The organism is Nesterenkonia sandarakina (genome assembly GCF_013410215.1).
Taxonomy (GTDB): domain Bacteria; phylum Actinomycetota; class Actinomycetes; order Actinomycetales; family Micrococcaceae; genus Nesterenkonia; species Nesterenkonia sandarakina.
Window position 1 is genome coordinate 444938 of the sequence record NZ_JACCFQ010000001.1, and the last position, 13759, is coordinate 458696.

Genomic DNA, 13759 nt, shown 5'->3' on the forward strand with positions numbered 1-13759 from the left:
TGCCGGGCGCCAGGCAATGACCGGTCTGGGCAGTATTCTGTGTGGTGATGCGGCCGCCGGCCCCGACACCTGAGGAGCCACTGTTGGAACTACCCTTCGCTGAATCACGACGTTCCACCCTGGGCCTCGAGTGGGAGCTGGCGCTGGTGGATCGGCAGACCGGAGATCTGCGCTCGGTGGCGGACCGCGTCCTGCGCGCCTGTCATCAGGATCTTCCGGAGCTCGGCTCGGAGGATGAGCATCCCTACGTGAAGCAGGAGCTGCTCACCAACACCGTGGAGCTGGTCACCGATGTCTGCCCAGACGTGAACACCGGGGTGGACCAGCTGCGCGAGACCGCGCGCAACGTGATGCGCCACTGCGAGCCGCTCGACGTCGAGCTCTACTGCCAGGGCTCGCACCCGTTCGCCGCACCCACCGCGCAGGAGGTCACGGACAAGGAGCGGTACGCGGAGCTGATCAGACGCACCCAGTGGTGGGGCCGCCAGATGGTGATCTACGGGGTCCATGTCCACGTGGGCCTGGACGACGTCGCCCAGGCGATGCCCGCGGTCAACGCGCTGTGCAACTACAACGCGCATTTCCAGGCGCTGACCGCCTCCTCGCCGTACTGGTCAGGTGAGGACACCGGCTACGCCTCGCAGCGCGCCCTGGTCTTCCAGCAGCTGCCCACCGCCGGGGCCTCCTTCCAGTTCGAGGAGTGGTCCGGCTACGAGAAGGCCGTGAGCGACTTGGAGCACACCGGGGTGATCAACGACGTCACCGAGGTGCGCTGGGACGTCCGCGCGGTGCCGAGGCTGGGCACCGTGGAGCTGCGGGTCTGCGACGGCCTGGCCACGCTGGAGGAGATCGCCGGAGTCGCCGCGCTGACCCAGTGCATCGTGCACTCCACGGTCAAGGACCTGGAGAACGGCGGCAAGGTGGTCTCGATGCCACCCTGGTTCGTGCAGGAGAACAAGTGGCGGGCCGCGCGCTACGGCCTCGACGCCGAGATCATCCTCAACGCCGAGGGCGACGAGATGCTGGTCACCGATCATCTTCAGCAGGAGCTGAACCGGCTGGAACCGGTGGCCAAGGAACTGGGATGCGCCGATGAGCTGGCGCTGGTCGAGCAGATGATGCGCGACGGTGCGGGTTATATGCGGCAGCGCCAGGTTGCGGAGACCCACCAGGGGGACCTGCGCCAGGTGGTGCTCGATGCGGCGGCGCGCACCCGGATGTCGATCAACGGGCCCCGACGGGTCTGATCCGACCAGCCCTCAGCGGGAGCCGGCTCAGACGCTGATCCGCTGAACCGGCTGGGAGGAATCGGCCGGGATCGAGAGCGAGGACGGCGCCGTCCCGGCGGCGACGAGCTGGGCGCCCAACGCGGCGACCATCGCGCCGTTGTCGGTGCACAGGCTCACCGGGGGGATCTGCAGCTCGATGCCGGCGTCGGCGCAGCGGTGCGCCAGCAGCTCGCGCAGCCGCTTGTTCGCCGCGACTCCCCCGCCCAGCAGCAGCGTGGTGATCCCGTGCTCCGTGGCGGCGCGCACCGCTTTGGCGGTGATCACGTCCACCACGGCCTCCTGGAAGCTGGCCGCGATATCGGCCACCGGGACCGGCTTTCCGGCGGCCTCGAACTGCTCCACCGCGCGGGCCACCGCGGTCTTCAGCCCGGAGAAGGACCAGTTGTGCCGGTGCTTTCCCGGGGTCTGCGCAGAGCCTTCGAACTTCGGCAGGGTCAGCCCGCGCGGGAACCGGAAGGCCTGCGGATCCCCGCTGGCTGCCGCGGCGTCGATCGCGGGTCCCCCCGGGTAGCCCAGGCCCAGCAGGCGCGCGGTCTTGTCGAAGGCCTCACCGGCGGCGTCGTCGATCGTGGAGCCCAGCAGCTGGACATCACTGGTCAGCGAGCCGACCCGCAGGATCTCCGTGTGCCCGCCGGAGACCAGCAGCGCCCCGGAGTTCTGCGGCAGCTCCCGCATACCGGATTGCCCGGTGCCGTTCGCCGCAGTGCCGTTCCCTGCGGTGCCGTTCTCTGCAGTGCCGATCCCCCCGGGACGGTGGTGCTCCGCCGGGTCCAGCAGGCCCACGCCGACGTGGGCGACGAGGTGGTTGACCCCGTAGAGCGGCTTGCCGGCGGCCAGGGCGAGTCCCTTGGCGGCGGAGAGTCCCACCATCAGGGCGCCGGCCAGGCCGGGGCCCGCGGTCACAGCGATCGCGTCCACCTCGTCGAGCTCGATCCCAGCGGTGTCCAATGCCTGGCGAAGCGTAGGCCGGAAGGCTTCGAGGTGCGCGCGGGCGGCGATCTCCGGGATCACACCGCCGAAGCGGACGTGCTCCTCCATCGAGGAGGAGACGGTGTTCGCCAGCAGCTGGGTTCCTCGGACGATCCCGATGCCGGTCTCGTCGCAGGAGGTCTCGATGCCGAGCACCAGCGGGGCGCGGGGAGCCGGGGAAGTCTCGGTCATGGGGTGGGGCTCCTGAGGTCTGTCGCCGAGCTGGGCGCGGAGAGGTCGGTCAGAGGCTTCGCCATGATCAGCGCGTCCTGGCCGTCGGGGTAGTACTGCGCCCGGGTGTGGATGTGGGTGAAGCCCTCACGCCGGTAGAGGGCCTGCGCCCCCGGGTTGTCGGCGCGGACCTCCAGCAGGATCTGCTCGGCGGCGTCCTGACGTGCGGCGAGGATCAGCAGGCGCAGCAGACGGGTGCCAAGCCCACGGCCCTGCGCCTCGGGCGCCACCGCCAGGGTCTGCACATCGGCCAGCGGCAGCAGGCACATCATCCCGGCGTATCCGGCGAGCTGACCGGCGGCATCCCGGGCCACCCAGTAGCGCCGGGTGGGCGCCTCGCCGGAGCTGCCGGTGGTGTGCGCGAGCTCGTCGTAGAAGAAGCTCTCCGGCCAGGCGTCGTGCGGGAAGAGCCGGTTCTCCAAGGCGAGCACCTCGGGCACGTCCAGCGCCGTCATCTGGCTCACCTGGTGGCGCTCCGAGTCCGAGCGTTGCACTTCTGGGCTGCTCATGAGGCCTGCCTGGCTCTCATCTGGGCCGGCACCTTGGCGTCGGACTCCCGGAGGTAGAGCGGGAGCGGGTCGCGCAGCACCACACCGGAGCGAGTCTCGGCGGAGCGAGACTCGGCGGGGCGGGGCTCGGCGGAGGGGTCGCGTTCGAGCGCGCGCTCGGCGAGCTGGCCCAGCTCCACGGCATCGGGCAGCCAGTGCCCCTGTTCCGCCGAGCGCGGGGTCAACACCTGTGGATAGAGGCTCGCCGCGATGCCCACCACCGGCAGATCCGGCAGTTCGCTGGCGGCACTGACCTGTGGCCCCTCCAGCAGCTCCGCGAATCCATGGGCATCGCTGCGGTAGCGGGCCCAGTACACCTCGCGGCGCCGAGCATCGCTGGCGGCGAGGAATTCCCCACTCGCGGGTCCTGAGTCCTCAGCCGACGCGTTCTGGGCAGACTGGTTCTGGGCAGGCTGGTTCAGGGCACGCTGGGCCAGCGAGTCCAGGCTGCACACCCCGTGCAGCGGCACGCCCCAGACCTCGGCGAGCGAGTGCGCCAGCGCCAGTCCGACCCGCAGCCCGGTGAAGGGACCCGGCCCCACGCCGACGACGACGCCGCGCAGCCCTGCTCCGGTGACCGCGGCCTCGCGCATCGTCTGCGCCACCGCTTCGGCGAGCACCTCGGCATGGGTCGTCGTCTCGGCGGTGCGCCACTGGGCCCGCACCTGGCCGTCGTCGAGCACGGCCACAGAGGCGCCGGCGGAGGAATCGATCGCGAGAAGCACCCCTCCATCGTAGTTCGTCACAGCTGCGGCGGCTGCGTCCAGTCCGGGCCGTAGCCGCGCAGGACGGCGCGCCGTCGGGCTCCGAGCAGGTCGGCCTCGGTCTCCGAGAAGTCGGTGCGGATGGTGTCGGCTCCTGGTTCTGTCCCCGGGGTGGAAGCGGCTGCCGGGTCCCGGATCAGCTCGAGATCCAACCAGGACCCATCAGCCCCCATCAGCGCCGTCTCAAGGATCCCGCGGCCCCACTCCACCACGGTCACGGAGTCCGCCAGGGTGGAGGCCAGGTCCAGAGACTCCAGGCTCCCTGACGCGGCCCGGTAGGCATCGACGTGCACCAGGTCCGGACCCTGGTCCTGCGCTCGGTGGATCCTGCTGAGGATGAAGGTCGGTGAGCTGATCGATCCGCTGACCCGCAACGCGCTGCCCAAGGACTGGGTGAAGGTGGTCTTGCCTGCGCCGAGGCCTCCGGTGAGCACCAGCAGATCACCGGGCCTGAGCTGACCCGCGAGCGCCTCGGCGAACTGCGCAGTGGCGCTGAGGTCCTCCAGGATCACCTCACGGCTCCAGTGCTCACCCGGCAGCGCGGCGACCGGCCCCTGGTCGCGGCTCATGCGAGATCCCGCCGCTCTCCCCCGTCTGGGGTGCCCGCAGCGTCCGGCCCTGCGTTCTGTCCAGAGTCCAGCCCCGAGTCCTGCACGATGCGGGGCACGCGTTCCCCGATCCGGGTGATGATCTCGTAGTTGATGGTTCCGGCGGCGCTGCCCCAGTCGGCGGCTTCGATCCCGGAGTCTCCGCCGAAGATGACCACCTCATCCCCGACCTGGACGTCGGTCTCCTCCTCCCCGAGGTCGACCACGAACTGGTCCATGGCCACACGTCCCACTGACTGGTAGCGCCGGCCCTGGATCCAGACCGGGGCGTGGACCGCCACTCGTGGGATGCCGTCGGCGTAGCCCATCGGGATCAGCGCCAGGCTGGTGGGGCGGTCCACCCGGTGGGTCAGCCCATAGCTGATGCCCTGGCCGGTGGGGACGCGTTTCACGTTGGCCACTGTGGTGCGCAGCTCCATGGCCGGGCGCAGGCCCAGATCCTCGGCGGTCCGGTCCGCGAACGGGCTGTGTCCATAGACCCCGACCCCGACCCGGACCATGTCGAAGTGGGCGTCCGGGCGGGAGAAGGCGCCGGGAGTGTTCGCCACATGCCTCAGATCCGGCACGATCCGATGCTCTTCGGCGAGCTCGAGTGCGCGCCGGTAGACCGCGAGCTGCTCATCGGTCTCGCGACGGTCCGGCTCGTCGGCCACGGCGAGATGGGTGAAGATCCCCTCCACGCTGAGCAGGCCGCGCTCCTGGTACTGCGCGGCCAGGCGCAGCAGCTCGGGCCATTCCTCGATGGTGCAGCCGTTGCGACCCAGGCCGGTGTCGATCTTCAGGTGCACCCGGGCGGGCTTCTGCAGGGACTCGGCCGCGCGCGCCACGTGATGGATCTCCCAGCCGGAGATCCCCAGGTCGATGTGCTCTCCGAGTGCGGCGGCGAAGTCCGTTCCCCGGGTGTGCAGCCAGGCCAGGATCGGCGCCTGGATTCCGGCTCTGCGCAGCACCAGCGCCTCACTGACATGGGCGGTGCCCAGCCAGTCGGCTCCTGCCTCGAGCGCGGCTCGGGCCGCGGTGACGGCGCCGTGTCCGTAGCCCTCGGCCTTCACGGCCACCAGCACCTTTGCTGGCTGCACATAGGACGCGATGGTGCGCACGTTGTGCCTGATCGCCGCAGGGTCGATCACCGCTGCGCGCTCAGCGGCCTCGGGGTGGAAGGTGGCGCGGGGGTCGCCGTGGATGCTCATGGAACCACCCTATCGAGTGCCATGGACACGGTCGCGGCGCGGCCGCTACTCGCGCAGCGCGCCGACGAGCGCGCTGGCACCGAAGTGCCCGCGGCCCTCGGGGTCCAGGCGGGCGGCAGCGGCGGAGTGCAGACGCGCGCCCTCGGCGGCGATGCCGGAGAAGCTCAGATCAGGGGTGCGCGGTGCGGTGGCCAGCAGCGCCCCGATGATCCCGGTCAGCACATCCCCGGTCCCCGCCGTGGCCAGCCCGGGGGTCGCCGCGCGCACGATCCACGCCGGCTCGTCCGTGGGGCCGGCCACCACGGTGCTGGGCCCCTTGAGCAGGACCGTGACCCCCAGCGCCCGCGCCAGGGCCCGCGCCGCCTCGAGAGTGTTCGGTTCACCGGCCAGAAGTTCCTGCAGCGCGTCGTCCTCCAGTGCCTCTGCCAGGCGCCGGGCTTCCCCCAGGTGCGGGGTCACGATCAGCTGCGCCCCCAGATCACCGGCGCTCAGCAGGTCACCGCGCAGCAGCTCCAGGCCGGTCGCGTCGAGCACGCAGGGCAGCTCGGCCTGCACTGTGCCGCGCAGCATGGTCTCAGCCTCCACCAGTCGTGACCGGTCCCGTCCCAGTCCCGGGCCGATGGCGACGGCGGTGGCCCCCTCGAGCGCCTTCTCAGCGCGGCCCTGACTCATCACCGCCTCCGGCCAGGAGTGCAGCACGGAGGAGGAGACGGCCGGCTCGGCCTGGAGCCGGACCATGCCGACTCCGGAGGTGATCGCAGCACCCACGGTGAGTTCGGCGGCCCCCGGGAACTGGCCGGAGCCGGCGACCACCTGCAGGATGCCGCGGGTGTATTTGTGGTCCCCCGGACGTGGTCGTGGGGCGCCGTGTGCGGGACCGGTCAGCTCACGCGCGGCGGGGGCCGGCAGCTGGTCGCCGAGGCCGATGTCCACGGTGTGGATCTCGCCGCTGAGCAGCCCGCCTTCGCCCAGCAGCAGACCCAGCTTCGCAGCGCCGAAGCTCACGGTGTGCTGGGCGGCGAGCGCGTCTCCGGGGCAGCGTCCGGTGTCGGCATCCACCCCGGACGGGATGTCACAGGCGACGACGGTGCTGCTGCGCGCGGCCTCGGCCAGGCCCGGGATCGTGGGCAGCGTGAAGGCGCCGCGCGCTCCGGTGCCCAGGATCGCGTCGATCAGCACCGTGGTCTGGCCCGGCACCTCCTGGCTCAGGCGCCCTCCGGCGCGCCGGAACTCTTCCAGCGCCGCGGCGTGGGCTCGCTCGGTGACCAGCACCGCTCGCGCGTCGACGCCCCGGGCGCGCAGCTGAGCCAGCGCGTAGAGCCCATCTCCGCCGTTGTTGCCGGAACCGATGAGCCCGACCACCAGGGACCCATAGATGCTGCCCTGGCTGCGCAGCAGGCTCAGCACCTGGCTGGCCAGGCCGTGGGCGGCCCGGCGCATCAGAGCAGGCCCCTGACCCTCTGCCAGCAACGGCTCTTCGGCCGCACGGATCGCGGAGCCGGAGTAGACGGGCAGCGAGGCAACAGGCATGCTCAGCCCTCCGCGATGACCATCGCAGTGGCCACATCACCGTCGTGGGAGAGCGAGAGGTGCCAGCGCTTGACCCCCTTGGACTCGGCCACCTGCGCCACGGTGCCGGAGACCTCCACATGGGGTGCGCCGGCGGAGTCCATGACCACCTGTGCGTGCTGCCAGTTCATCCCGGCAGGGGCGCCCAGCGCCTTGGCCACCGCCTCCTTCGCGGCGAAGCGGGCGGCCAGGGATCGGGTGTTCAGCTCCCGCTCGGCCGGGACGAAGAGGCGCTGCCGCAGCGCCGGCGTCCGCCTCAGCTGGTGCTCGAACCGGGTCACCAGGACGACGTCGACGCCGATTCCGACGATCATATGCTGCTCCTTCTGCGCGAGGGGTCACTCCGATGCCGGGTCACTCCGATGACCGGGTCATCCCGCGGATCGGGCAACCTGATCAGCGGGCCGACCTGCTGATCGGGTCACCCGATCAGCAGGTCAGTGCATACCGATGGTCACTCCACAGTGACCGACTTGGCCAGGTTGCGCGGCTGGTCGACGTCGTAGCCCTTCTCGGCGGCCAGCGCGCAGGCGAAGATCTGCAGCGGGACGGTGGTCAGCAGCGGCATCAGCAGCGGCTGGGTCTCGGGGACGTAGAAGACCGTCTCGGAGTAGTCCACGACGTCGCCGTCGCCGGCCTCGGCCACGGTGATCGTCCTGGCACCGCGTGCCCGGACCTCCTGGATGTTCGAGACCACCTTCGCGTGCAGCGAGTCCCGGCCGTGTGGGGAGGGGACCACGACGAACACCGGCTGGCCCTGATCGATCAGCGCGATCGGGCCGTGCTTGAGCTCACCGGCGGCGAAGCCCTCGGCGTGGATGTAGGCGATCTCCTTGAGCTTGAGTGCGCCCTCCATCGCCACCGGATAGCCGACGTGGCGGCCCAGGAAGAGCACCGAAGGCTCCTGCGCCATCTCGCGGGCGAGCTCGCGGATCTGATCCCCGCCGTCGAGGACCTCTTGGATCTTGCCGGGGATCTTGTGCAGATCGGCCAGGATGTCCTCGATCTCGCCCTGGAAGAGCTTCCCGCGCAGCTGCGCCATGTAGAGGCCCAGCAGGTAGGAGGCGGTGATCTGCGCCAGGAATGCCTTGGTGGAGGCCACCGCGATCTCCGGTCCGGCGTGGGTGTAGAGCACGGCGTCGGACTCACGCGGAATGGTGGAGCCGTTGGTGTTGCAGATCGCCAGGGTGCGTGCGCCCTGCTCCTTGGCGTAGCGCACCGCCATCAGGGTGTCCATGGTCTCGCCCGACTGGGAGAGCGAGACGATCAGGGTGGAGTCGTCGATGATCGGATCGCGGTAGCGGAACTCGTGGGAGAGCTCCACCTCCACGGGCACCCGCACCCAGTGCTCGATGGCGTATTTGGCGACCATGCCGGCGTAGGCGGAGGTGCCGCAGGCCAGCACGATGATCTTGGAGATGCCCTTGAGCTCTTCCGGGTCGATCCGCAGCTCGTCGAGGACCAGACGGCCGGAGGCGTCGGTGCGGCCCAGCAGGGTGTCCTCCACGGCCTTGGGCTGATCGTGGATCTCCTTCTCCATGAAGGTCCCGAAGCCGCCCTTCTCCGCGGCGGCGGCGTCCCAGTTCACCGAGAAGCGCTTGCCCTCCGCGGGGGTGCCGTCGAAGTTGATGATCGTGACGTCCTCGGTGGTGATGGTCACCACCTGATCCTGCTCCAGCTCCACGGCTTCCCGGGTGAAGTCGATGAACCCGGAGACGTCGGAGCCCAGGAAGTTCTCTCCCTCCCCCAGCCCGACGACCAGCGGGGAGTTCCGCCGCGAGGCGACCACACGATCCGGCTGGTCGGCGTGCACGGCAAGCAGGGTGAAGGCGCCCTCGAGCTCGCTGGAGGCCAGTCGCATCGCCTCGGTGAGGTCACCGGCCGCGGAGCCGGTGAAGTACTGACCGATCAGCTTCGCGGCCACCTCGGTGTCGGTCTGCGAGCTGAACTCTTCCCCGGCTGCGACCAGCTTCGCCTTGAGCTGGGCGAAGTTCTCGATGATCCCGTTGTGGATCACGGCGAGCTTGCCGCCGTCGGCCAGGTGCGGGTGGGCGTTCTGATCCGTGGGAGCTCCGTGGGTGGCCCAGCGGGTGTGCCCGATGCCCACCGAGGCTGCCTCCATCGGGGCGGCGTCGATCTCGGCGAGCAGGTTCGCGAGCTTGCCGGACTTCTTCCGCGTGGAGACGGTCCCCGCCGCCACGGTCGCCACACCGGCGGAGTCATAGCCGCGGTACTCCAGGCGACGAAGTCCCTCTAGAAGCACGTCGAGTGCTGAGTGCTGACTGGTCTTCTCGGGCAGGCCTATATAGCCGACGATTCCACACATGGGGGATAGCGTATCGTGTCAACGTGTCTGAGCACCCATCCGAAGATCCTCACCCGCGCGCCTCCACGGGGCCGCTGCCCGCCCTGGTGGCGGGCACCGCACCGTGGGCAGGATCACCCTCCAAGCCCGAGCCGCCGAACACCTCCCACTCCCCTTTCGCGGAGCTGGACCGGCAGGCCTGGGCCCGGTTGGCAGACACCATCGAGCAGCCGCTGAACCAGGACGACGTCGACCGGCTGCGTGGCATCGGCGAGCACCTCTCGCTCAACGAGGTCGAGCAGATCTACCTTCCGCTGAGCCGGCTGCTCTCGATCTACGTGGAGTCCGCCGCGCAGCTGCGCTCCGCGGCGAACGAGTTCCTGGGTGAGCAGACCCTGCGCACCCCCTTCGTCATCGGGGTGGCGGGGTCGGTGGCGGTGGGCAAGTCCACCACCGCGCGCGTGCTCCAGGAGATGCTGCGCCGCTGGCCCTCCACCCCGCGGGTGGAGCTGGTCACCACAGACGGCTTCCTCTACCCCAATGCCGAGCTGCAGCGCCGCGGCCTGATGGACCGCAAGGGCTTCCCGGAGGCCTATGACCGCCGGGCGCTGCTGCGGATGGTCTCCGAGGTGAAGTCGGGCAAGCCTGAGGTGCGCGCCCCCTGGTACTCCCACCTGGTCTATGACATCGTCCCGGATCGTGAAGTGGTGATCCGGCAGCCTGACGTGCTGATCGTGGAGGGACTCAACGTCCTGCAGCCCGCCCGGGTGCGCGAGGACGGCACCACTGGGCTGGCGCTGAGCGACTTCTTCGACTTCTCCATCTACGTCGACGCCAAGCCCAAGCACATCGAGCAGTGGTACGTGGATCGGTTCATGCGCTGGCGGGACGGGGCATTCGCGAACCCGGAGAGCTACTTCCACCAGTACTCCTTCCTCGACGACGAGCAGGCCCAGGCGCGCGCGACGGATATCTGGAGCCGGATCAACGGCCCGAACCTGCGCGCCAACATCGCCCCGACCCGTTCCCGGGCCCGCCTGGTCATGGCCAAGGGCGAGGACCATTCGGTCTCCCGGGTGCTGCTGCGCAAGGTCTGATTCTCAAGATGTTCTTGCCGCCCCTGTGTGTCCCCTGCCCCGTCCGCCGCAGCCGGCCCCGGTTCGGGGGCCTGTGATGCCACGAGCCCGGCTCACCGACCAGGGGCGCCGTGAGTTCCAGGAGCAGGCGGACCGCCGCGCTCGGATCTATCGTCGGCGTCGAGCGCTGGCAGCGGTGCTGGTGATCGGCGTACTGCTGCTGATCGGCTACTTCGTGCCGCGCGCCTTCAACGCTGTGGCCACAGGGCTGGGCGCGGAGCAGCCGCTGGCCGAGGTGCGCGGGGACCAGCTCCCGCAGGCCCCGGATCCCGAGTCCGAGTCCGACGGGGCGTCAGGCGCCGAGTCCGACAGTGCGTCAGGCGCCGGGGCTGATGCGGATCCCACCGAAGAACCCGCCCCGGAGTCGACTCCAGAACCGACCCCGGAACCGACGCCGGAGCGCGCCAGCGAAGCCTCGTGGGACCCCGACTCGATCCACGTGCTGGTGAACGCGCGGAACCCGTTGGAGCCCCTGAGCTACGCGCCTGAAGACCTGGTGGTGCCAGAGGTGCGGATGACCACCCAGAACCAGTTGCTGCTGCGCGAGCCGGCCGCCGAGGCGCTCGCCCAGCTCATCGAGGCCGCGAACCAGGACGGTGAGGTCCTCGCGATGACCAGCGGCTACCGCTCCTACGAGGCCCAGCGAAGCATCTACACGAATCGGCAGGCGGCGGTGGGCACCGAGGAGACCGATGAGCTGGTGGCCCGGCCGGGCTACTCGGAGCACCAGACCGGACTTGCGGCAGATGTGATCAGCATCGAGAACCCCGAGTGCACCCAGGGTCATTGCTTCGCCGAGACCTCCGAGGGCCGGTGGGTCGCGGAGAACGCGGCCGAGCACGGCTTCGTCATCCGGTATCTCGAAGGGGCTCAGGAGATCACCGGCTATGAGTTCGAACCCTGGCATCTTCGCTATGTCGGCCGGGAGACCGCCGAGGAGGTCGCGGCACAGGGGCTGACCCTGGAGGAGTACTGGGACCAGCCGGCGGCACCTGACTACGACTCCGCGGAGCCGGAGCTGCCCGCAGCCCCCTGACAGGACGACGGCGGCGCCACGGCTGGCCCTGCGAGCCTCGCCTGGCCGTCATCTTGGCCGCTACGGGACGCCGCCGTCGCAGGTCAGTGGTGTCCTAGACTTCTCTCATGCTCAAAGGATTCAGGCACTTCATCACGCGCGGAAACGTCGTGGACCTGGCCACTGCAGTGGTCATCGGAACGGCATTCACCGCCGTCGTCAGCGCCCTGGTGGAGAGCGTGCTCATGCCGCTGATCTCCGCGCTGGTCGGGACCCCGGACTTCGACGACTTCGCCGTGGTGATCCTCAACGACACCCCCATCCGGTTCGGGGTGCTGCTGACCGCGATGGTGAACTTCCTGCTGATCGCCGGTGCGGTCTACTTCGTCATCATCGCCCCGATGACCCGGATGGTGGAGGCCCGGGAGCGTCGGGCGAAGACGGCGCCGCCCGCCGTCGAAGACGAGAACATCTCGCTGCTCCGCGAGATCCGCGATCAGCTCAAGGCCCAGACCGAGGTCACCAACCCCGCGTTCCTGGCCTCCCTCGCCGAGGCGCAGCGGCAGGCGGCGGAGGAGGCGGAGCAGAGGAGCTCCCAGGAGCCCAGGCGTCACCCAGTGCTGGGCAAGGCCAAAGACGTGGTCTGGGGCAAGGGCTAGCCCCTCCCCCAGCCGTCGAGAGTCGCCCCGAGAGGACCTTCAGCGAGGTGCCTGTGCAGCTACAGGGCGAGTTCGGCCTTGACGATGTCCGCCAGCGCCTCGGACTCGGCGCGGGCCAGCTCCGCGGTGGAGGCCTCCACCATCACCCGGACCACCGGTTCGGTGCCCGACGGACGCAGCAGCACCCGCCCGGTGGCTCCCAGCCGGGCTTCGACCTGCGCGACGGCCTCCTGCACCGGCTCGTGAGTCTTGACCCGGGTGCGGTCCACGCCCTTGACGTTGATCAGCACCTGCGGGAGACGGGTCATCGCCTCATCCGCCAGGGTCCGCACGGAGCGGCCGGTGGCCGCGACCCGGGCGGCCAGCTGCAGGCCGGTGAGCAGGCCGTCACCGGTGGTGGCGTAGTCCGCGAAGATCAGATGGCCCGACTGCTCCCCGCCGAGGTTGTACCCGGAGGCGCGCATGGCGGCCAGCACGTAGCGGTCCCCCACGGCGGTCTCCACCAGCTTGACCCCGGCTGCCTCCATGCCCAGCTTCAACCCCAGGTTGGACATCACGGTGACCACCAGGGTGTCATCGATCAGGGTGCCGGCTTCCTTCTGCGCGATCGCCAGGATGCCCATGATCTGGTCGCCGTCGATCACCTCGCCGGTATGGTCGACCGCCAGGCAGCGATCGGCGTCGCCGTCGTGGGCGATGCCCAGGTCGGCGCCATGCTCGCGCACCGCCTCCTGCAGCGGACCCAGGTGGGTGGAGCCGTAGCCTTCGTTGATGTTCAGCCCGTCGGGCTCCGCGCCGATGACGATCACTGCGGCCCCGGCGTCGGTGAAGGCCTGCGGGGAGACTCCGGCGGCGGCGCCGTGGGCGCAGTCCAGCACGATCTTGAGCCCCTTGAGGCTGGTGCCGTCCAGGGAGCGCAGCAGGTGCACCAGGTAGCGGTCCTCCGCGTCGGCGAACCGGCTGACCCGTCCGACATCGGCCCCGGTGGGCCGTGGCGGCGTCAGTCCCATCTGGGTCTCGATCGAGTCCTCCGCGGCGTCATCGAGCTTATGCCCGCCGCGGGCCAGGAACTTGATGCCATTGTCCGGGGCCGCGTTGTGCGAGGCGGAGATCATCACGCCGAAGTCCGCGTCGATGTCGGCCACCAGGAAGGCGGCTGCAGGGGTGGGCAGCACTCCGGCGTCGAAGACGTCGACGCCGCTGCTGGCGATGCCCGCCTGGACGGCGGCGGAGATGAATTCTCCCGAGATGCGCGGGTCGCGCGCGACCACCGCGGTGGGTCGGGTGCCCGGGAGCACCTGACGGTGGCCGAGGACGGTTGCTGCTGACTGGGAGAGGGTGAGGGCGAGTTCAGCGGTGAGCAGCTCGTTGGCCACACCGCGCACGCCGTCAGTGCCGAAAAGTCGTGCCATGATGACGTTCAGTGTACTGGCCGAGGCCCGCTCAGACGCGAAGAACCCCGCCGGAGAGTCTCCG

At 70.1% G+C, this 13759-nt stretch carries 13 protein-coding genes; 4 read left to right on the forward strand and 9 right to left on the reverse strand.

Going from position 1 to position 13759, the window contains the following annotated elements; translation table 11 throughout:
• Positions 1–83: 83 nt before the first annotated feature.
• Entirely contained in the window at positions 84–1247 is a 1164-nt protein-coding gene (locus HNR11_RS02010) for a glutamate--cysteine ligase (RefSeq protein ID WP_179440917.1), read from the forward strand.
• Between the two features lie 27 nt (positions 1248–1274).
• On the opposite strand, the gene HNR11_RS02015 is transcribed toward HNR11_RS02010, so the two are convergent.
• The 8 genes from HNR11_RS02015 to glmS form a co-directional block, all read right to left on the reverse strand.
• Positions 1275–2450, reverse strand: coding sequence for a tRNA (adenosine(37)-N6)-threonylcarbamoyltransferase complex transferase subunit TsaD (locus HNR11_RS02015; RefSeq protein WP_179440919.1), 1176 nt, complete (start codon positions 2448–2450; stop codon positions 1275–1277).
• The gene (gene rimI, locus HNR11_RS02020) at positions 2447–2998 is read right to left on the reverse strand and encodes a ribosomal protein S18-alanine N-acetyltransferase (protein ID WP_179440921.1); all 552 of its coding nucleotides are present in this window, start codon (positions 2996–2998) and stop codon (positions 2447–2449) included. Before rimI ends, HNR11_RS02015 begins: the two co-directional genes overlap by 4 nt.
• Positions 2995–3762: a tRNA (adenosine(37)-N6)-threonylcarbamoyltransferase complex dimerization subunit type 1 TsaB gene (gene tsaB, locus HNR11_RS02025; RefSeq protein WP_179440922.1), complete on the reverse strand. Its 768-nt coding sequence runs from the start codon at positions 3760–3762 to the stop codon at positions 2995–2997. The genes rimI and tsaB overlap by 4 nt, the downstream gene beginning before the upstream one ends.
• Before the next feature lie 17 nt (positions 3763–3779).
• On the reverse strand, positions 3780–4370 hold the full coding sequence (gene tsaE / locus HNR11_RS02030; protein WP_179440924.1) for a tRNA (adenosine(37)-N6)-threonylcarbamoyltransferase complex ATPase subunit type 1 TsaE: 591 nt from the start codon (positions 4368–4370) through the stop codon (positions 3780–3782).
• Positions 4367–5599: an alanine racemase gene (gene alr / locus HNR11_RS02035; RefSeq protein ID WP_179440925.1), complete on the reverse strand. Its 1233-nt coding sequence runs from the start codon at positions 5597–5599 to the stop codon at positions 4367–4369. Before alr ends, tsaE begins: the two co-directional genes overlap by 4 nt.
• A 45-nt stretch (positions 5600–5644) precedes the next feature.
• Entirely contained in the window at positions 5645–7129 is a 1485-nt protein-coding gene (locus HNR11_RS02040; protein WP_179440927.1) for an NAD(P)H-hydrate dehydratase, read from the reverse strand.
• 2 nt (positions 7130–7131) lie between these two features.
• Positions 7132–7482, reverse strand: coding sequence for a holo-ACP synthase (locus tag HNR11_RS02045; RefSeq protein ID WP_058887504.1), 351 nt, complete (start codon positions 7480–7482; stop codon positions 7132–7134).
• 140 nt (positions 7483–7622) lie between these two features.
• Complete coding sequence (gene glmS / locus HNR11_RS02050; protein ID WP_179440929.1) at positions 7623–9494, reverse strand: glutamine--fructose-6-phosphate transaminase (isomerizing); 1872 nt, start codon at positions 9492–9494, stop codon at positions 7623–7625.
• 86 nt (positions 9495–9580) lie between these two features.
• Here glmS and coaA point away from each other — a divergent pair, with 86 nt between their 5' ends.
• The 3 genes from coaA to mscL all read left to right on the forward strand — a co-directional run bounded on the left by coaA (position 9581) and on the right by mscL (position 12283).
• On the forward strand, positions 9581–10570 hold the full coding sequence (gene coaA / locus HNR11_RS02055) for a type I pantothenate kinase (protein WP_343050686.1): 990 nt from the start codon (positions 9581–9583) through the stop codon (positions 10568–10570).
• A 76-nt stretch (positions 10571–10646) separates the two neighbouring features.
• Positions 10647–11645 (forward strand): M15 family metallopeptidase, encoded by a 999-nt coding sequence (locus HNR11_RS02060; RefSeq protein WP_179440931.1) that lies wholly within the window; start codon positions 10647–10649, stop codon positions 11643–11645.
• 107 nt (positions 11646–11752) lie between these two features.
• Complete coding sequence (gene mscL, locus HNR11_RS02065; RefSeq protein ID WP_179440933.1) at positions 11753–12283, forward strand: large conductance mechanosensitive channel protein MscL; 531 nt, start codon at positions 11753–11755, stop codon at positions 12281–12283.
• 59 nt (positions 12284–12342) lie between these two features.
• On the opposite strand, the gene glmM is transcribed toward mscL, so the two are convergent.
• A complete protein-coding gene (gene glmM / locus HNR11_RS02070) occupies positions 12343–13695 on the reverse strand; it encodes a phosphoglucosamine mutase (RefSeq protein ID WP_179440934.1) in 1353 nt (450 codons plus the stop codon).
• Positions 13696–13759 lie beyond the last annotated feature (64 nt).